Annotated in this window: 19 protein-coding genes; 5 read left to right on the top strand and 14 right to left on the bottom strand. The window is 70.2% G+C overall.

The window, feature by feature from the left end; all coding sequences use genetic code 11:
• Positions 1-71 precede the first annotated feature (71 nt).
• Genes K206_RS0112345 through K206_RS0112310 form a run of 8 tightly spaced genes read right to left on the bottom strand, consistent with a single transcriptional unit; the run spans position 72 to position 7,799 of the window.
• The gene (locus tag K206_RS0112345; protein WP_020202725.1) at positions 72-1,010 is read right to left on the bottom strand and encodes a glyoxylate/hydroxypyruvate reductase A; all 939 of its coding nucleotides are present in this window, start codon (positions 1,008-1,010) and stop codon (positions 72-74) included.
• A 22-nt stretch (positions 1,011-1,032) separates the two neighbouring features.
• Entirely contained in the window at positions 1,033-2,091 is a 1,059-nt protein-coding gene (locus K206_RS0112340) for an extracellular solute-binding protein (protein ID WP_020202724.1), read from the bottom strand.
• Complete coding sequence (locus K206_RS38080; RefSeq protein WP_020202723.1) at positions 2,091-3,269, bottom strand: FAD-binding oxidoreductase; 1,179 nt, start codon at positions 3,267-3,269, stop codon at positions 2,091-2,093. The genes K206_RS0112340 and K206_RS38080 overlap by 1 nt, the downstream gene beginning before the upstream one ends.
• Positions 3,262-4,659: an NAD(P)/FAD-dependent oxidoreductase gene (locus K206_RS0112330; protein ID WP_020202722.1), complete on the bottom strand. Its 1,398-nt coding sequence runs from the start codon at positions 4,657-4,659 to the stop codon at positions 3,262-3,264. Before K206_RS0112330 ends, K206_RS38080 begins: the two co-directional genes overlap by 8 nt.
• Positions 4,656-5,015: a (2Fe-2S)-binding protein gene (locus K206_RS0112325; protein ID WP_020202721.1), complete on the bottom strand. Its 360-nt coding sequence runs from the start codon at positions 5,013-5,015 to the stop codon at positions 4,656-4,658. The genes K206_RS0112330 and K206_RS0112325 overlap by 4 nt, the downstream gene beginning before the upstream one ends.
• Positions 5,012-5,806, bottom strand: coding sequence for an ABC transporter permease (locus tag K206_RS0112320; RefSeq protein WP_020423762.1), 795 nt, complete (start codon positions 5,804-5,806; stop codon positions 5,012-5,014). The genes K206_RS0112325 and K206_RS0112320 overlap by 4 nt, the downstream gene beginning before the upstream one ends.
• Positions 5,807-5,811: 5 nt before the next feature.
• Positions 5,812-6,693: an ABC transporter permease gene (locus K206_RS0112315; protein ID WP_020202719.1), complete on the bottom strand. Its 882-nt coding sequence runs from the start codon at positions 6,691-6,693 to the stop codon at positions 5,812-5,814.
• The gene (locus K206_RS0112310) at positions 6,690-7,799 is read right to left on the bottom strand and encodes an ABC transporter ATP-binding protein (protein WP_029043538.1); all 1,110 of its coding nucleotides are present in this window, start codon (positions 7,797-7,799) and stop codon (positions 6,690-6,692) included. Before K206_RS0112310 ends, K206_RS0112315 begins: the two co-directional genes overlap by 4 nt.
• Positions 7,800-8,008: 209 nt before the next feature.
• Here K206_RS0112310 and K206_RS0112305 point away from each other — a divergent pair, with 209 nt between their 5' ends.
• Both K206_RS0112305 and K206_RS0112300 read left to right on the top strand, forming a co-directional pair.
• Entirely contained in the window at positions 8,009-8,824 is an 816-nt protein-coding gene (locus K206_RS0112305) for an IclR family transcriptional regulator (RefSeq protein WP_020202717.1), read from the top strand.
• Positions 8,825-8,889: 65 nt separating this feature from the next.
• Complete coding sequence (locus K206_RS0112300; RefSeq protein ID WP_020202716.1) at positions 8,890-9,582, top strand: cytochrome b/b6 domain-containing protein; 693 nt, start codon at positions 8,890-8,892, stop codon at positions 9,580-9,582.
• A 38-nt stretch (positions 9,583-9,620) separates the two neighbouring features.
• On the opposite strand, the gene K206_RS0112295 is transcribed toward K206_RS0112300, so the two are convergent.
• From K206_RS0112295 to K206_RS0112285, 3 genes are all read right to left on the bottom strand, one after another.
• Entirely contained in the window at positions 9,621-10,052 is a 432-nt protein-coding gene (locus tag K206_RS0112295) for a CHRD domain-containing protein (RefSeq protein WP_020202715.1), read from the bottom strand.
• 216 nt (positions 10,053-10,268) lie between these two features.
• On the bottom strand, positions 10,269-11,228 hold the full coding sequence (locus tag K206_RS0112290) for a tripartite tricarboxylate transporter substrate binding protein (protein WP_020202714.1): 960 nt from the start codon (positions 11,226-11,228) through the stop codon (positions 10,269-10,271).
• A gap of 126 nt (positions 11,229-11,354) precedes the next feature.
• Entirely contained in the window at positions 11,355-12,272 is a 918-nt protein-coding gene (locus K206_RS0112285) for a dihydrodipicolinate synthase family protein (RefSeq protein WP_020202713.1), read from the bottom strand.
• Between the two features lie 118 nt (positions 12,273-12,390).
• Between K206_RS0112285 and K206_RS0112280 the strand changes: the two genes are divergently transcribed.
• Complete coding sequence (locus K206_RS0112280) at positions 12,391-13,287, top strand: LysR family transcriptional regulator (RefSeq protein ID WP_020202712.1); 897 nt, start codon at positions 12,391-12,393, stop codon at positions 13,285-13,287.
• Positions 13,288-13,382: 95 nt separating this feature from the next.
• Here the strand turns inward: K206_RS0112280 and aceB are convergent, their stop codons facing one another.
• Positions 13,383-14,969, bottom strand: a complete 1,587-nt coding sequence (gene aceB, locus K206_RS0112275) for a malate synthase A (protein ID WP_020202711.1) — start codon at positions 14,967-14,969, stop codon at positions 13,383-13,385.
• A 43-nt stretch (positions 14,970-15,012) separates the two neighbouring features.
• A complete protein-coding gene (locus K206_RS0112270) occupies positions 15,013-15,714 on the bottom strand; it encodes a haloacid dehalogenase type II (RefSeq protein WP_020202710.1) in 702 nt (233 codons plus the stop codon).
• 251 nt (positions 15,715-15,965) lie between these two features.
• On the opposite strand from K206_RS0112270, the gene K206_RS0112265 reads away from it, so the two are divergent.
• Together K206_RS0112265 and K206_RS0112260 are read left to right on the top strand one after the other, a co-directional pair.
• Entirely contained in the window at positions 15,966-16,913 is a 948-nt protein-coding gene (locus tag K206_RS0112265; protein WP_020202709.1) for a substrate binding domain-containing protein, read from the top strand.
• A 108-nt stretch (positions 16,914-17,021) separates the two neighbouring features.
• The gene (locus K206_RS0112260) at positions 17,022-17,456 is read left to right on the top strand and encodes a universal stress protein (RefSeq protein ID WP_020202708.1); all 435 of its coding nucleotides are present in this window, start codon (positions 17,022-17,024) and stop codon (positions 17,454-17,456) included.
• Between the two features lie 129 nt (positions 17,457-17,585).
• On the opposite strand, the gene K206_RS0112255 is transcribed toward K206_RS0112260, so the two are convergent.
• Positions 17,586-18,338 carry a M48 family metallopeptidase gene (locus tag K206_RS0112255; RefSeq protein ID WP_081651378.1) on the bottom strand — a complete coding sequence of 251 codons (753 nt, stop codon included), beginning with the start codon at positions 18,336-18,338 and terminating at the stop codon, positions 17,586-17,588.
• Positions 18,339-18,713: the final 375 nt, after the last annotated feature.

Genomic DNA, 18,713 nt, shown 5'->3' with positions numbered 1-18,713 from the left:
GCCTTTGACTTTGACTTTGAAGTTAAGCAGTTGATTTTGACGTTAAAGCCTTTGACCTATATGCCCTCCCCCTAATACCCCCTCCCCACCTCATAAACATCCTCCACCTCCCCCCCACCCTCCGCCATGCGAATCAACTCCGCCGCCCGCCGCGCCCGATCCCGCCGCGAAGGTGTCGCCGCGCAATGCGGCGTGACGATGACCCTGGGGTGATCCCACAGCGGCGAAGACTCCGGCAGTGGCTCGACATCGAACACGTCGAGCAGCGCGCCACCGAGGTGCCCGCTGTCGAGCGCATCGAGCAAGTCCCCCTGCACCACGTGCGCGGCGCGCCCGGCGTTGAGCAGTTGCGCGCCGCGCGGCAGCATGGCGAGGCGCTCGCGGTTGAGCAAGCCGGCCGTGCCGGCGGTCTGCGGCAGCAGGTTGACGAGGATGTCGCTGCGCGCCAGGAAATCCGGCAACTGCGCCATGCCGTGGTACGTGGCCACGCCGTCGATGGCCTTGGCCGAGCGCGACCAGCCCTGCACCGAGAATCCCATGCCCGCCAGGTAGCGCGCCGCGTGCAGCCCGAGCGCGCCCAGCCCCATCACGCCCACGCGCGTGCGCTGCGCCAGCGGCGTGGGCGGCGGCGCGCGCCAGCGGCGCTGCTGCTGGTCGCGCGCGCTGCCACCCATGCCGCGCATCAGCATCAGCGCGCCCATCGCCACGAACTCGGCCATGCCCTGCTGCGTCTCCGGCAGCACCAGCCGCGCCAGCGGCAGGCCGGGCGGCAGCAGGTCGTCGGCCAGCATGTGCTCGATGCCGGCGCCGGCGCTGATCGCCAGCCTGAGGTTGGGGTAGCGCGCCAGCGCGCCGCGCTCGGGTTCCCACACCAGCGCGTAGCGCACCGCCGCGGCCGGCACGCCGGGGTCGCCCCACAGCCGCACCTCGGCCTCGGGCAGCACGGCGGCAAACGCATCGCGCCATTCGGGCAGCGCCTGCGCGCCGCCGGACTTGATCAGCAGGATCATGCGCAAACCCCGGCGGCGCCGCTCAACGCTCGACCAGCCGGTTCCACTGCCGGTCCCAGTTGGCGCGGTTCTGGTTGATCTGGCTCCAGTCGACCGTCACCGCGGTCTTGAGGTATTCCTTCATCCGCGCCAGCTCCTGCCCGGCCTTGCCGGTGGCCGTCACCTCGGTGTTGGTCGGGTTGTACGAGCCGCCTTCCAGCGCGGCCTTCTGCGCGGCGGCGGTCAGCAGGTAGGCGGCGAGCTTCTGCGACAGCTCCGGCTCCGAGTTGTTGGCGATCACGCACTGGGCCACCATCAGCACCACCGCGCCTTCCTTGGGCTGGGCATAGGCCACCGGCAGCCCCTTGCCCTGGAAGATGGTGGTCATGCTGGGCGTGAACGGGAAGATCGCGGCCTCGCCGGACTGCACCATCTCCGACAGCTTTGCCGAGTTCGACACGTACTCCAGCACGTTGGGGCCGACCGTCTGCGGCCACGCCTTGAAGCCGGGCTCGGCGTTGGACTCGCTGCCGCCGCGGATGCGGTTGAGCATCAGGAAGCCGTGCAGGCCGAAGGTGGACGACGGCAGCGACTGGAACACCACCTTGTTCTTGTACTTGGGATCGGCCAGGTCCTGCCAGGAGGTGGGCGGCGCCCAGTTCTTCTCCTTGAACACGCGCGTGTTGTAGCCGAGGCCGGTCATGCTCATGGTCACGCCGGTGGCCATGTCACCCTCGATGTGGGCCTGCGGATAGAGCGCCTTGCCGGCGGCGGAGGCCGGCTGCTTCTCGCACAGGCCCATGCGGATGGCGCGGTACATCAGGCCGTCGTCGAGAAACATCACGTGCATCTGCGGCTTGGCGCGGGCGGCCAGCGCCTTGGCCATGATGTCGGACGAGGTGCCGGGCACCACCACGATCTTGACGTCGTTGGCCTTCTCGAAGGCCTTGAACACGAAGTCCGTGTAGGTCTTTTCCATCGAGCCGCCGTTCATGCCGACGTACAGCGTGCGCGTCGCGGCATGCGCGCCGGCGGCGAGCAGCAGCGAAGCGGCGGCCATGCCGGCGGCGGCCCGGATCTGTTTAGCGAACGGTCTGGTCATCAATGCACTCCTTTGGCGATGCGGGGTGAGTCAGCGGGGGAAGCAGCAGGCACGCCCGTACCCGGCGCGAAGCGGCGCAGGTCGAAGGCGGCGATCGGGGTCGTGGTGGCGCCGTCGGCCACCAGCTCGGCCAGCACCGCGCCGGCGGCGGGGCCGACCTCGAAGCCGGCGCCGGAAAAACCGAAGCCGTGGAACAGGCCCGGCACGCGCGGGCTGGCGCAGAGCACCGGCTGGCGGTCGGGCAGGTAGCCTTCGATGCCGCTCCAGGTGCGGATGATCTGGGCCTGTTCCAGGCGCGGGATCAGCGTGGCGATGCGGCGCATCTGCGCCAGGATCGCGGCGGTGGTGGAGCGGATCGCGTCCACGCCGGACGCGCCCGGCTCGACCCGGCCGCCGCCCAGCACCACGTTGCCGCGCGCGACCTGGCGGCAGTACACGTCGCCGCCCTCCATGCCCAGGCTCAGCGGCAGGAAGAACGGCAGCGGCTCGGTGACGGCCATCGCCGGGTGGCCCTGGGTCAGCGGCGCCGCGTCGCCGAAGCGCGCGGCCAGCGGCCCGGCCCAGGCCCCGGCGCAATTGAGCAGGTTGGGCGCGCGCACGGTCAGGCCCGAGGCGGTGGTGGCGACGAAGCCGGCGCCACCGTGCTCCACCTGCAGCACCGCCTCGCGCTCGCGGATGACGGCGCCGGCGGCCGCCGCGGCGCGCGCGAAGGCCGGCGACACCAGGCGCGGATTGGCCTGCCCGTCGTCCGGGCAGAGCGAGGCGCCGGCCAGCCCGGCGCCGAGCCACGGATAGCGCCGGCGCAAGTCGCCGGGGCCGAGCAGCTCCAGCGCCAGGCCGTAAGGCTGCGCGCCGTCGCGATAGCGCTCGAGCTTGGCCATGTCGTCCGCCGTGCGCGCCAGTTTCAGGTGGCCGCTGCGCACGTATTCGCCGTCGGTGCCGAGCAGCGCCGGCAGGTCCTGCCAGATGCGGTGCGCGCGCTGCGCCAGCGGCAGCTGCGCGAAGGCGCGCCCCTGGCGCCGCACGCCGCCGTAGTTCACGCCGCTGGAGCGCGAACCGCACAGGTCGCGCTCCAGCAGCACCACCGACAGGCCGCGCGCGCGCAGCGCCAGCGCGGCCGACGCGCCGACGATGCCGCCGCCCACGACCAGCGCGTCGGCTTGCAGGGTTTCAGCCATGATTGCCCTCCTCGCCGGCGGCGAGGCCGGAGATCGGCACCGGCTTGACCGGCGCCTGCCCGCGGATGCGGCCCACCAGCTCGAGCGGCCGCGCGCAGGCATCGGCCAGCAGCTCGGCGCCGGCCACGCCGCACATGCGGCCCTGGCAGCGGCCCATGCCGACCCGGCACAGCGCCTTCATGCGGTTCATCTCGTCGGCGCCCTGCTCGCGCGCCGCGCGGCGGATCTCGCCCGCCGTGACCGCCTCGCAGCGGCACACCACGGTGTGATCGGGCACCTGCGCGGCCCAGTCGCGCGGAAACGGAAACGCGCGCTCCAGCCCGGCGCGGAACGCGGCGATGCGCGCCAGCCGCGCATCGAGCTTCGCCGCCCGCGCCGCGTCGACGGCGATGCCGCGCTGCGCGAGCAGCGTCAGCGCCGCGCGCTCGCCGGCCAGCTCGGCCGCGTCGGCGCCCATGATGCGCGCGCCGTCGCCGGCCACGAACACACCCGGCACACTCGCCCGGCCCTGCTGCTGCGCGACCAGATGCGCGCGCTGCTGCGGATCGAACGCGAAGCCGCAGCCGAGCAGGTCGGCCAGCTGGCTCTCCGGGCGCAGGCCGTAGCCGAAGCCGAGCGCGTCGCAGGCGATGCGGTGGGTCGCGGACGGATCGGTGCGCGAGACCCAGTGCACGGCCTCCACGCCATGTTCGCCCTCGACGCGCGCCAGGCGCGCGTTCGCGTGGATCGGCACGCCGTGCAGCCGCAGCCACGCCACGTAGTACAGCCCCTTGGCCAGCACCGCCGGCAGCCGGCACATCGGCAGCAGCGCGCCGGCCTGCTCCGCCGTGCTGGCGTAGTCGAGCACGGCGCGCACGTCGGCGCCGGCCTTCTTGTACTGGTAGGCCACCAGGTACAGCAGCGGCCCGCTGCCGGCCAGCACCACCTGCTGGCCGATGGCGCAGCCCTGGAACTTGAGCGCGACCTGCGCGCCGCCCAGCGAATACACGCCCGGCGTGGTCCAGCCCGGCACCGGCAGGATGCGGTCGGTGGCGCCGGTGGCCAGGATGATGTCGCGCCACGGCAGGCTCGCGTGGCGGCCGCTGACGGCTTCCCACAGGTCGAGCACGTGCCCGTCGGCATTCCAGACCAGCTGGCCGGGCCGGTAGTCGACGTGCGGCAGCAAGGCCGCGAAGGCCTCGTGCAGCGCGCGCGCGCGGCCCGCCTCGAAGCCGTACAGCTGCCGCGCGCTGCGGCGGAAGCCGTCCGGCTGCTGCCGGTAGATCTGCCCGCCCCAGCGCGGCGCCTCGTCGATCACCACCGGGCGCAGGCCGTGGCGCACCAGCGTCTGCGCCGCGCGCACGCCGGCCGGGCCGGCGCCGACGATGACCGTGTTGCCGTCGCGCGTCATGCCCGCTCCTCCGCTTGCTCCGCTGGCTCGGCCTGCGCCGCGGCGAACACCGGCGCCGTGCGCAGGCGCATGCCGGCGCGCAGCGGGGTCGCGCAGGCGCGCACGCGCTCGCCGCCCTCGAGCCACACCAGGCAGTCCTGGCAGGCGCCCATCAGGCAGAAGCCGGCGCGCGGCGCGCCGGTGAATTCGTTGTCGCGCAGGCGCCGGCGCTGGACCAGGATGGCGGTCAGCACGGTGTCGCCCTCGAGGCCTTCGCAGAACACGCCGTCGAGCTCGAAGCGCAGCACGGCGCGCCGCTGCTCCTGCAGCCGCCGCAACTGGCCGGCGCCGCGCGCGGAATCGGATGGCGTGCTCATGCGCGCCCCACCAGCATGCGGTCGAGGCCGTAGACGCGGTCGATGACCAGCATCGCCGCCGCGGTCAACGCGATCATCAGCGCGGACACCGCGGCCATCATCGGGTCCAGCGACTCGGTCGCGTACATGTACATGCGCACCGGCAGCGTGACCGTCGACGGCGAGGTGACGAAGATCGACATGGTGACTTCGTCGAAGCTGTTGATGAAGGCCAGCATCCAGCCGCCGGTGACGCCGGGCAGGATCATCGGCAGCACGATGCGGCGGAACACCGTGGCGCGGCTCGCGCCCAGCGACACCGCGGCCTGCTCGGCGCTGGCGTCGAAGCCGGTCAGCGCGGACACCACCTGGCGCAGCACGTAGGGCGTGATGACCATGGTGTGGGCCAGCAGCAGCCAGCCCAGGCTGCCGGCGCCGCCGACCAGCGAGAACATGCGCATCAGCGCCACGCCCAGCACCAGGTGCGGGATCAGCAGCGGCGACAGCAGCAGGCTGTTGACGAGGTTGCGCCCCGCGAACGCATGGCGCGTGATGGCGATGCCGGCCGGCACCGCGATCAGGCAGCACAGCGTGGCGCTGGCCGCGGCCAGCCCCAGGCTGGTCCAGAACGACTGCAGGAATTCGTCGTGCTCCAGCAGCGTGCGGAACCAGCGCAGCGAGAACGCGGTGGTCGGCAGGCTCAGCGTTTCGCCGGGCGTGAAGGCCACCAGGCAGACGACCAGCAGCGGCGCCACGGTGAAGGCGATCACCAGCGCGTTGAAACACAGGGCGAGAGGTCCGTTCTTGTTCATGGCATTCACCCCAGGCGCTTCTTGTAGCGCTGCTCGAGCAGGCGGTTGTAGCTGAGCATGATGAGCAGGTTGGCCAGCAGCAGCACGATGGCGATGGCCGCGCCGAGCGGCCAGTTGAGGGTGTTGAGGTATTCGTCGTAGACCAGCGTGGCCACCATCTTCAGGCGGCGCCCGCCGAGCAGGCCGGGAATCGCGAACGAGCTGGCGCTCAGGCCGAACACGATCAGGCTGCCGGAGAGAATGCCCGGCGTCATCTGCGGCAGCACGATGCGGCGCATGGTGGTCAGGAACGAGGCGTTGAGCGAGAGCGCGGCATCGGCGGCGCTCGGGTCGATCTTCTGCAGCGTGGTCCACACCGGGATGATCATGAACGGCAGCATCACGTGCACCAGCCCGATCACGATCCCGAGGTTGGTGTAGAGGATGCGCACCGGCGCGATGCCGAGCGCGCCGAGCATCTGGTTCACCAGCCCGGCGTTGCCCAGCAGGATGCTCCAGCCGAACGCGCGCACCACCACCGACACCAGCAGCGGCGCCAGCACCGCCACCAGCAGCACCGAGCGCCACGGATTGCGCATGCGGCTCAGGATGAAGGCCTGCGGCACGCCCACCAGCACGCACACCAGCGTCGTCACCAGCGCGATCCAGAAGGTGCGCCACAGGATCTCGTAGTAATAGGCATCGGTGACGATGGCCAGGAAGTTGGCCAGCGTGACGCCGCCGGCCACGCTGCCGGTGTCGTGGTCGAACACGCTGAAGGCCAGCATGGCGGTCAGCGCCAGCGGCGTGACCAGCATCACCAGGAACAGGACCAGGCCGGGCGCCGTCATCAGCCACGGCCACGGGCGCGCCCTGGGCGGCCCTTGCAGGGTTGCGGCGGTGCTCATGCCGCCACCGCCTGCACCGCTGCCGGCGCCGCCGCGCCGGTGGCTGCCGGGGCCGGCAGCAGGCGCGCGCTGTCGTCACGCCAGGTGATGCCGACCTGCTCGCCGTCCTGCTGCGGCGGCGGGCCGTCGTTGCTCTGCATCGCCAGCAGCTCGCCGAGCGGGCTGGCGATGCGGTGCAGCCAGTGGCTACCCATGAAGAAGCGCTCGATCACGCGGCCGTCGAAGCGGCCCGCGCCGGGCGCCACCAGATGCACCTTCTCCGGGCGCAGGCTGAACAGCACCGCGGCGCCGGCCTGGCAGGCCGCGCCGGGCAGGCCGACCACCAGCGCGGGCTGGCCCGCCAGCTCGATGCGCGGCAGCGCGCCGCCTTCGAGCACGCGCCCCGGGATCAGGTTGCTCTTGCCGACGAACGACGAGACGAACTCGGTGCGCGGCTGCTCGTAGAGCGCGTAGGGCTTGTCCACCTGCACCAGCACGCCCTGCTCCATCACCACCACGCGGTCGCTGACCGACATCGCCTCGTGCTGGTCGTGCGTGACCATGATGGTGGTGGTGCCGACCGTGCGCTGGATGCGCCGCAGCTCGAACTGCATTTCCTCGCGCAGCTTGGCGTCCAGGTTCGACAGCGGCTCGTCGAGCAGCAGCACCGGCGGCTCGATCACCAGCGCGCGCGCCAGCGCCACGCGCTGGCGCTGGCCGCCCGACAGCTCGCGCGGATAGCGCGCCTCGTAGCCGCGCAGGTGCACCAGCTCCAGCACGCGCGCCACGCGCGCGGCCTGCTCGGCGCGCGGCACCTTGCGCATCTCCAGACCGAAGCGCACGTTCTCCTCCACGCTCATGTGGGGGAACAGCGCATAGGTCTGGAACACGATGCCGAGGCCGCGCGTGTTGGGCCGGGCATGGGTGATGTCGCGCCCGTCCAGCGCGATGCGCCCGCTGCTGACGGTGGCAAAGCCCGCGATCATCTGCAGCGTGGTGGTCTTGCCGCACCCCGAGGGGCCCAGCAGGGACACGAACTCGCCCCGCTCCACCGACAGGTTCATCGACCTGACGACCTGGTTGTCGCCATACGACTTGCTCACATTGCTCAAGGTAAGAAAGGACATGCGCTTTTTCCTGGGTGGCGGCGGCGGCATCCGGCGCATCGTTGGGGGCGGGATCCGAACCGTTAGGAGACGGCTTATTTTGAGCAGGAAACATACCCGTTCGGTGAGATAATTCTGTTCAGTGGGATTTTTATTCGTAAAATTCCATTGATTGAAATCAAGCGACCTTCTGCCGTTGCTTCAATTCCGACGAAAGAGATGCCGACTGTATGGAAGACGTAACGGAACCCGCCGCCGGCGGCGCCGCCCGGCTGTTTGCCGTGATGCGCGCGCTGGCGCTGCACCAGCACAGCGCATCGCGCGTCAAGGACGTGGCACAGGAAACCGGCCTGACGCAGGCCACCACGCACCGGCTGCTGCAATCGCTGGTCAAGGAAGGCATGGTCGAGCAGGACACGCGCTCCAAGCGCTACCGGCTGAGCATCGAGTTCTTCGCGCTGGCGGCCCAGGCCGGCAACCTGAGCGGGCTGCGCCAGCTTTGCCGCCCGGTGCTGCTCCGGCTGGGGGCGCGCCTCAACGACGCGATCTTCCTGCTGGTGCGCAGCGGCTTCGACGCCGTGTGCCTGGACCGCAACGAAGGGCCCTACGCCATCCGCACCTTCACCGGCGGCATCGGCGGGCGCGTGCCGCTGGGCGTGGGCCAGGCCGCCACCGCCATCCTCGCCTTCCTGCCCGACGAGGAGCGCGAGGCGGTGCTGCAGTTCAACCTGCCGCGGCTGCGCGAATACGGCCTGCTCGACGAAGTGTCGCTGCGCAGCGAGATCGAGCAGGTCCGCGAATGCGGCTACGCCTCGCGCCGCGCCGGGCTGCTCGACGGCATGGCGGGCGTGGCGGTGCCGATCCTGGACCGCGAAGGCCGCGCGGTGGCGGCGCTGGGCGTCGGCACGCTGATCGAGCGGCTGAGCCCGGAGCGCCTGCCCATCGTGGTGGAGCTGATGCAGCGCGAGACCGCCGAGGTCGGCCGGCAGATCAACCCGTTCGACCCGGCGCTGTGGAATCCAGCGGCCGAGCTGACGCAGCGCTAGGCCGCGGCGGCAGGCGGGCCTAAAGTAAAGGCCGGCAAGGGCCGGATGCCCGACGGAGCCGAGCGATGAAACCTGACGACCCGGCCGCGCCGCTGGCGCCGCCCGCGGGCCGCCCCGTGACGGTCTGGGACGCGCCCACGCGGCTGTTCCACTGGCTGGCGGTGGTGCTGGTGGCCGTGGCCTACGTCACCGCCCGGCTGAACTGGATGGACTGGCACGCGCGGGCCGGCGAGATGCTGCTCGCGCTGGTTTTCTTCCGGCTGCTGTGGGGCTGCTGCGGCAGCGAGACCGCGCGCTTTCGCAGCTTCATGGCTTCGCCCGCCGCCGCTTGGCGCCACCTGCGCCACCTGTTCCGCCGCGAGGCCGACCTGCAGGTCGGCCACAACCCGGCCGGCGGCTGGATGGTGCTGCTGCTGCTCGCGCTGCTGCTCGGCGAGACGCTCAGCGGGCTCTACATCAACAACGACATCGCCAACGAAGGGCCGCTGAGCGAATGGGTGCCGGCGCCGCTCGCCAATGCGATCTCGGCGCTGCACGCGCTGCTGTGGGATGCGCTGCTGGCGGCGGTGGCGCTGCACGTGCTGGCCATCGCGCTGTACGCGACGGCCAAGGGCCAAAACCTGCTGCGCCCGATGCTGACCGGGCGCAAGCTCCTGCCCGCGCGCATCCCCGCGCCGCGCCGCGCGCCCGTGGCGCTGGCGCTGCTCATGCTGGCCGCGGGCGCGGCGGCGGCGGCGCTGCTGGCGGCGTATCTCTGATACGCGCGCCGTGCCGGCCGTCCGTTACGTCAGTCGCGTCAGTTGCTCCTGGGCGGCAGCACCTGGCCGCGGATCTCGCCGGACGGATGGTCCTTGGTATGCACGTTGATGTACATCTCGCCGGACGCGAATTCCTTCGCCTCGTCCGGCGACAGCGTGGCCTGGCCCTTGACGGGACTGGCCAGCGCGGCGCCCTTCTCGGCCAGCCAGACCTGCACGCCGGCGTTCTTGCCGGCCGCGGCGGGACCGTGGAAATGCGCCATCGTCGGCGCGCTGGACAGGCCGCTGAAGCTGATCGTCCAGGCGACCACCCGCGTGGCGGGATCATAGGTGAGGTCGGCGGAGCCGCTGCCCGCGGCCTGGACCGGCGGCACCTGCTGCGCGCCGGTCAGCGGCACCGTGAACGAAACGGGCGCCGCCATCGCCGTGGCCGCCGCAAGGCCGGCGAGCGCGGCGAACGCGGCGGACATTAAGCGCGCGCGCCGCGAGACCGGGGCACGCGGCGGAACAAGTATCGAAACCTGCATTTGATCGTCTCCTGTCCGGTCTGCCCGGGCCGGCCCGGGAAGCCGGGCCATGTGCCCGACTAGCATAGTCACTGGCAACCGCGCCGACAACCGCCGCACAGGCCCCCCCGGGGCCGGCAGGCGCGGGACCGCCGCGCCGCCACACTACCGGCTACGCCCTTACTCCGGCTGGATGCCGGCCGTCTTGATGATCTGCCCCCAGCGGCTCAGCTCCGCCAGCTGGAAACGCCCCAGTTCCTCGGGCGAGGACAGCGCGGCCTCCATGCCGGTCTGCTCGACCACCTGCCTGACCTCGGGCGCGGCCATCGCGCGGCGCATCAGGTCGTTGAGGCGCTGCACCACCGGCGCGGGCGTGCTGGCGGGCGCGTACAGCGCGTTCCAGTAGCCGGCCTCGTAGCCGGCCAGCGTCTCGGCGATGGCCGGCACGCCGGGCACCAGCGCCGAGCGCTTCGGGCTGCTGATGCCGAGCGCGCGCAGCTTGCCGGCCTTGACCTGCGGCAGGCTGGCGGCGAGGTCGACGATCATCAGGTCGGTCTGCCCGGCCACCAGGTCGATCACCGCCTGCGGATTGGCCTTGTAGGGCACGTAGGTGAACTTGGTGCCGGTGGCCTGCTGGAACAGCTCGGTGGCCACCTGCGCCGACGAACTGCCGGAGCCGTAGCTCATCTTGCCCGGTTCTTTTTTGGCCAGCGCGACCAGCTCGCCCACGCTGTGGGCCTTGACCTGCGGGTTGACCACCAGCAGCTGGTAGCCCTTGGTCAGCAGCGAGACCGGCGCGAAGTCCTTGATCGGGTCGTAGGGCAGCTTCTTGAGCAAGTGCGGGTTGGCGGCCTGCGTGGTGTTGGTGGTCATGAACAGCGTGTAGCCGTCGGGCGCGGCGCGCGCCACGGTCTGGGCGGCGATGCCGCCGAAGGCGCCGGCGCGGTTGTCGACCACCACGGCCTGGCCGGTGAGCTTGGTCACTTCCATGCCGATGGCGCGCGCGAGACCGTCGGTGGCGCTGCCGGGGCTGGAGCCGATCACGATCGTGATGGGATGGGTGGGATAGCCCTGCGCGGCGGCGGCGCCGCTCAACGACAGGGCGGCCAGCATGGCAAGCAGCGGGCGGTGGATCTGCATGGGTTGTCTCCTGCGGGTGAAACCGGTGTGTTGTGTCGTGCTTCGGGCCGGCGGGGAAACGATGCCCCCGCCGGGGGTCGGAGATGCGGGAATCGGGGAAAACGGGCGGATCGGCGGATCGCCGGATCAGCGGGCCAGGCCCCAGCCCGCCAGCAGCGCCTGCAACTGCGCCTGCTGGCCCGCGTTCAGCGGCCACGCCGAGGGCGGCCGCGTGGCGCCGCAGTCGTTGCCCATGATCCGCAGCGCGGCCTTGACCACCGTGACGTTGGCGCCGTTGTTCTCCTGCGCGCGCAGTTCCTCGAACGGCAGCATCTCGCCGATCAGGCGCATCGCCTGCGCGTAGTCGGCGGCTTCGAGCGCGGCATGGATGGCCACCGAGCGCTCCGGCAGCACGTTGATGAGGCCCGAGGTGAAGCCGCGCGCGCCGACCGCGTAGAACGGCGGCGCCCAGACCTCGGCGAGGCCGCCGACCCAGGCCAGGCCGAGATCGGCGGTGCGGCGCATGGCTTCGGCCAGCACCAGCGGCGTGGGCGAGGCCCACTTCACGCCGATCACGCCGGGGATGCGGCACAACTCCTCGATCGCGGCCAGGCCGATGTTGTCGTTGCGCAGGTAGAGCACCAGCGGCAGGCCCTCGCCCGCCTCGGCGATGCGGCGCACGTAGGCCGCCACGCCGCGCGGCGCCACGAACGGATCGGGCGGCTGGTGCACCATCAGCGCGTCGGCGCCGGCCTGGCGCGAGGCGCGCGCCAGCGCGCAGGCCTCGTGCACGCTGCGGCCCACGCCGGCCAGCAGCGGCACGCGGCCGGCCACGCACTCGGCGGCCACCTGCACCATCTGCACGGCTTCCTGCTCGCGCAGCCCGTAGAACTCGCTGGTGTTGCCGTTGGCGACCAGCACGTGCACGCCGGCTTCGACCGCGCGATCCACCACGGGCGCGAGCGGCGCCGGCGAAACGGTATCATCTGCGTCGAAGGGCGTGACCAGAATGCCGGAAATGCCGTCAAGCGCCCTGCGCAGCGCCGGGCCTTCGAAAGTTGCCACCTTTATCTCCCAGGGGAAAAGACTCAAAAGACGCAAGAGTCAGGAGGTGCCACTCTAAGAAGGAAGCGGGCGCGGCGTCCAATTCAAACAGGCGATGCCGCAATACAAGAATTGAATCGTGTTCCAGCTTTCGCATCTGCGCAGCTTCGTCGCCGTGGCGACGGAGCTGCATTTCGGCCGGGCGGCTGCCTTGCTGAACATGACACAGCCGCCGCTCACGCGGCAGATCCAGCTGCTCGAGCATGAGGTGGGCGTGCGCCTGCTGGAGCGCTCGGGCGGCACCGTGCGGCTGACCCTGGCCGGCGCCACCTTCCTGCGCGAGGCGGAAGACATCCTGCGCCGCAGCCAGGCCGCCACGCTGGCCGCGCGGCGCGCCATGCGGGCCGACGCCGGCAGCGTGACGATGGGCTTCATCCCGGCCGCCAGCTTCACGCTGCTGCCGCAGTTGCTGTCGGCCATCGGCGCGAAATTCCCCGACGTCCACGTGTCGCTGCGCGAGATGCAGACCGACGCCCAACTGGAGGCGATCGGCGCGGGCCGCATCGAGCTCGGCGTGGTGCGGCCGTTCGCACCGCGCAGCTTCGCGCTGTCGGCGCCGCTGCTGCGCGAGCCGTTCGTGCTGGCAGCGCCGGTCGGGCACGCGCTGATGACCTGCGCCGCGCTCACGCTGCGGTCGCTGGAGGGGCAGCCGTTCATCGAGTTCTGCCCGTCGGAGTCGCGCTACCTGTACGAGGTGGTGGCGGGCCGGCTGCGCGCCGAGGGCGTGGCGCCCGAGACCGTGCAGACGCTGAGCCACACGCACTCCATCCTGTCGCTGGTGGACGCCGGCATGGGCGTGGCGCTGGTGCCGCAGTCCGCGCACCGGCTCGGGTATGCCGGCGTGGCCTTCCGCCCGCTCGAGGACGCCGCGGGGCTGGACGTGGAGCTGCACCTGGCATGGCGCCGCGGCAGCCAGCACGGCGTGGCCGACACGGTGCGCGCGCTGCTGCAGGAAACCTTCCCGGCATCCGCGTAGCCGGGACAAAAAAAACGCGCCGCCCCCTGTCCAGGGGCGGCGCGGCGTGGCCGGCTTGCCATGCGCCGGGATGGTCCCGGCGCATGGCTACGGCATCAGATTTCTTCGTACAGCGGCAGCGTCAGGAATTCGGCGAAGTCTTCCGACGTGGACATCTGCTCGAAGATCTGGGCGGCACGGTCGTAGGTCCTGGTCTCGCCGCCGACCACTTCCTTGACCTTGGCCAGTTCCTCGGGGATCAGGCCGCGCACCATCTCGGCCGTCACCTTGCGGCCGTCTTCCAGCTTGCCCTTGGGCGAGCGGATCCACTGCCACACCTGCGAGCGCGAGATCTCGGCGGTGGCGGCGTCTTCCATCAGGTTGTGGATGGGCACGCAGCCGTTGCCGGCCAGCCAGGAGCCGAGGTAATGGATGCCGACGTTGATGTTCATGCGCAGGCCGGCCTCGGTGATCGGGGTTTCCGGCTGGAAGTCCAGCAGGTCCTTGGCCGACACGCTGACGTCGTCGCGCTGCTTGCCGAACTGGTTGGGCTTGTCGCCCAGCACCGCCACGAATTCCTTCATGGCCGGCTCGACCAGGCCCGGGTGGGCCACCCAGCCGCCGTCGTAGCCGTCGGTGGCGTCGCGCTTCTTGTCGTTGATGATGCCCTGCATGGCCACCGCGTTCTTCTCCGGATCGTTCTTGATCGGGATCAGCGCGCTCATGCCGCCGATCGCGGGCGCGCCACGCTTGTGGCAGGTCTTGAGCAGCAGCAGCGCATACGCGCGCATGAACGGCGAGGTCATCGTGACCTTGGCGCGGTCGGCCAGGCAGAAGTTCTTGTCGACCTTGAACTTCTTGATGCACGAGAAGATGTAGTCCCAGCGCCCGGCGTTCAGGCCCGCGCTGTGCTCGCGCAGCTCGTACAGGATTTCTTCCATCTCGAACGCGGCCAGGATGGTCTCGATCAGCACGGTGGCCTTGATGGTGCCCTGCGGCAGGCCAATCTCGTTCTGCGCCATGACGAAGACATCGTTCCACAGGCGCGCTTCGAGATGGCTTTCCATCTTCGGCAGATAGAAGAACGGGCCGGCGCCGCGGGCGATCTGTTCCTTCGCGTTATGGAACACGAACAGCGCGAAGTCGAAGATGCCGCCGGAGACGCGCTGGCCGTCGATGGTGACGTGCTTTTCGTCGAGGTGCCAGCCGCGCGGGCGCACCTGCAGCGTGGCGATCTTGTCGTTCAGCTTGTAGTGCTTGCCGTTCGAGTCCAGCGTGAGCGTGCGGCGCACGGCGGCCTTGAGGTTGACCTGGCCCTGCAACTGGTTGTGCCAGTTGGGAGTGTTGGAGTCCTCGAAGTCGGTCATGTAGCTGTCGGCGCCCGAGTTGAACGCGTTGATGACCATCTTGGCTTCGACCGGGCCGGTGATCTCCACGCGGCGGCAATGCAGCGCGGGCGGCACCGGCGCGACCTTCCAGTCGCCTTCGCGCACGCTCCTGGTCTGCGGCAGGAAGTCGGGCAGCTCGCCGGCGTCCAGGCGCTTGGTGCGCTCGACGCGCGCGGCCAGCAGTTCCTGGCGGCGCGGCTCGAAGGCGCGGTGCAGCTTGTCCACCAGGGCCAGGGCCGCCGGCGAAAGGATGTCTTCATAGGCCGGCAGGATCTCGCCGGTGATCTTCATGCCCGCAGGCAGCGTGATGGCCATCTGTGTTCTCCTGTGTTCGATGGTTGGTTCGGGTTGCCTGCCGTCAGAGCGCCACGCCGCGGGTGCGGGCGAATTGCAGCAGGTCGTTCATGTCGTGCCCGGTGCCGGCAGGGCTCACGTCGAGCCGCTCGGCCGGATGGCCGGCACGATTGATCCAGAAAGCGGTGAAGCCGTACCAGGCGCCGCCGCATGCGTCCCAGCCGTTGGACGAGACGAACAGGATCTCGGCCGGGGCCACGCCGAAGGCCGCGGGGGCCAGCGCGTAGGCGGCCGGCGCGGTCTTGTACAGGCGCACCGCGTCGACCGACAGCACGTGCTCGAACAGGCCGTGCATGCCGGCGCTCTTGACCGAGATGTCGAGCATCTCCGGGTTGCCGTTGGAGAGGATGCCCAGCGGCAGCCCGGCGGCGCGCAGGCGCTTGAGCGCGCCGAGGTTCTCCGGGAACGCCGACAGGCAGGCGTATTCCTTGAGCAGTTGCGCTTCGGCGGCCGGGCCCAGGTCCAGTTGCAGGCGCTCGGCGGCGTAGCGCAGCGCGTCCACCGTGATCGGCCAGAACGGCTTGTAGTGCGCGCCGTCCGGGCCGGCCAGCGAGCGGATGCGGGTGTAGTCGATCTGGCGCTCGCGCCACAGCAGCGCCAGCGCCTCGCCCTTGCCGGGAAAGAGCTGCTCGGCGCGCGCGGTGACGGAATACACGTCGAACAGCGTGCCGTAGGCATCGAAGACGACTGCGCGGATCTTGTGCATGAGCCTGGGGCTTCCTCGGACGATCGCGTCAGGCCGGCGCGCATCGCTCATCCGTGCCGCGCGGCCTGTACACCAGTGAATGCATGCATTGTAGGTAGGCGCTGCACCGCGGCATAGCCGTTGCGGGTCACTTGATCTTTTACTTTTACACCACTAATCTTCGCTGACGCCAATAAGAATAGGCACCAAATCCACTCCATTGCCCGGCACGCTGCTCGCCGGGCGGCATCAGGCACACACCGGCGAGATTCGTGGATCATTTCAAGCAACTGGAGACCTTCGTCTCGGTCGCCGCGCGCGGCAGCCTGTCCGCCGCCGCCGCCGCCGAGGGCGTGGCGCCCGCCATCATCGGGCGCCGCATCGACGCGCTGGAAGAGCGCCTGGGCGTGAAGCTGCTGCTGCGCACCACGCGCAAGATCAGCCTGACCTTCGAAGGCTCGGCCTTCCTGGAAGACTGCCAGCGCATCCTCAACGACCTGCACAACGCCGAGGCCAGCGTCTCGGCCGGCGGCGTCAAGGCCAGCGGCCACCTGCGCGTGACCGCGCCGGCCGGCTTCGGCCGCAGGCACGTGGCGCCGCTGGTGCCGCTGTTCATCGAGTCGCACCCGGACGTGACGCTCACGCTGGACCTGTCGGACCGCGTGGTCGACCTCGTCAACGAGGGCTTCGACTGCGCCATCCGGCTCGGCGACCTGCCCGACTCCAGCCTGGTGTCCATCCGCCTGGCCGAGAACCGCCGCGTGGTGGTGGCCGCCCCCGCCTACCTGGCGCGCACCGGCGTGCCGGCCGCGCCCGAGGACCTGGCGCGGCACAACTGCCTGGCCTTCGGCGCGAGCGCCAACGTGCAGCGCGGCTGGGCCTTCCAGCAAGGCGGCAAGCCGCTCATGGTCAAGGTGGGCGGCTCGATGGAATGCACCGACGGCGCGGTGCTGCATGCCTGGTGCCTGCAGGGGCACGGGCTGGCGTGGCGCTCCTGGTGGGAGGTCGGGCAGGAGATCGCCAGCGGCCGCCTGGTCACGGTGCTGGACGAATTCCAGGCGCCGCCGATCGGCATCCACGCGGTCTTCCCGCAGCGCAAGCACCTGCCGCTGCGCGTGCGGCTGTTCATCGACCACCTGAAGAACACCTACGGCAACCCGGCCTACTGGCGCCGGGCCGGCGAGGCCCACGCCGCGGAGGAATTTGATATAGGCCAATGACCCATGCGCCACCTCTGCCTACAATGCATCAAGGGCAGGCGCCGTTGGACCTGCTCCTGATGCGGCGCACCGCCCCCTTACTGCCTCGTTGCCCCAAAGGAGTCCAGCATGTTCAAGCACATCCTGCTACCCACCGACGGTTCTGAACTGTCCAAGAAAGCCATCGACGGCGCGCTGGAACTGGCCAAGACGATCAAGGCGCGCGTCACCGCCTATGTGTGCCTGGAGGAATACCCTTACACGCCTTTCAGCGAGATCGTGGTGGAAGCCCCGCAGGCCTTCAAGGACCGCGTCGAGAGCCAGGCGCGGCTGTACCTGAAGGAAGTGGAAAGCGCCGCCGCGGCCGACGGCATCGCCTTCGACTGCGACATGACGACCTTCGCGGTGCCCTACCTCGGCATCATCGACGCGGCCGAGCGCCACGGCTGCGACGTGATCTTCATGGCCTCGCACGGCCGGCGCGGCCTGTCTGGCCTGCTGCTCGGCAGCGAGACGCAGAAGGTGCTCACGCATACCGACATTCCCGTGATCGTGTACCGCTGATCCGCCTTCCTCCGGCGCTGGCTTGTAGCCCACGGCGGCGGAAACAAGGAAAAAAGGCTGGCCGCCCGGTAATGGGCGGCCAGCCTTTCTTGCATGCGCGGAAGACGCCGGCGCGAGGCCGGCGCCGGGTCAGCTGCCCTGCTTGATGCGGTCCTCGATGTGCTTGGCGCGGTCCGCCGAGCCCGGGTGCGACGAGAACATGCTGGACTTGCCGCCGTCGAGCTTGGCCAGCTTCTGGAAAGCCGTGACCAGGCCGCGGGTGTTGGCCTTGTTCTTGGTCAGCACGTCGAACGAGTAGTCGTCGGCGGCGCTTTCCTGCGTCTGCGAGAACTGCGCGTTGATCAGTTGCTCGCCCAGCTCGCCCAGCTGCGAGGACGACAGCGTGGCCACCGCGCCGCTGCCGCTGGCCGCCAGCGCGCCGCGCGCGGCCATTGCGGCGTAGGCCACCTGCATCTTGTTCTTGGTGTGGCCCAGCGCCACGTGGCCCAGTTCGTGGCCCACCACGCCGCGCACTTCGTCGTCGGTCATCATGTCCATCAGGCCGCTGTACACGCGCACGCAGCCGTTGGCCATCGCCCAGGCGTTGACGTCCTTGGTCAGGTAGACCTTGGCGTTAACGTTGGAGATGTCGGTCGACTGCAGGCCGGCCATGATCTTGGCCAGGCGCTTGCCATAGGCGCTGTTGGCCGCGGCGATCTTGTTGGTCTTGTCGGACTCGGCGCAGGCCTGGTCGGACATCGACTTGACGTCCGCATCGCCGAGCGAGGCCGCCTTGAACATCGAGGTGCCCGCGCCCACCATGCCGTCGACATTGGTGCCGGCACAGCCGACCACGAGAGCGGAAAGGCCGGCGACGGCCACGAGGGAAAGTGTGTGCTTCATGGAGTTGTCTTGTTGGATGCGCACCGGCCGGAAACTGCGCCGGCAACACGGATGGATGACGCGAATGAACGACCCGGAGGCATGGCCCGAAGGCTTGCCCCCAAGGGACGGCGCCGGTGGCTCGCCGGCGCTTCCCTGCGTGCTCTTCCGGACACGCAGCGGCATCATATCGCCGAAATCATCGCAAGTGAATTGGAAACGTCTGAATCGACAACGACACAATTTTTAATATTTTTCGGATATTTCGCATCGACCCACGCGATCTTTCCTAGCCCCTGATCCACATCCTCGCGCCGGAAAACAAAAAGCCGCGCCGTCCCTCTGAAGGAGACACGGCGCGGCGCCTAATTGAAGGACGCGATGGTCGCACGTCCT

The organism is Cupriavidus sp. WS (assembly GCF_000395345.1).
Lineage (GTDB): Bacteria > Pseudomonadota > Gammaproteobacteria > Burkholderiales > Burkholderiaceae > Cupriavidus > Cupriavidus basilensis_B.
Note: the sequence above shows the minus strand (reverse complement) of the source record. Positions and strands in the feature narration are given on the sequence as shown.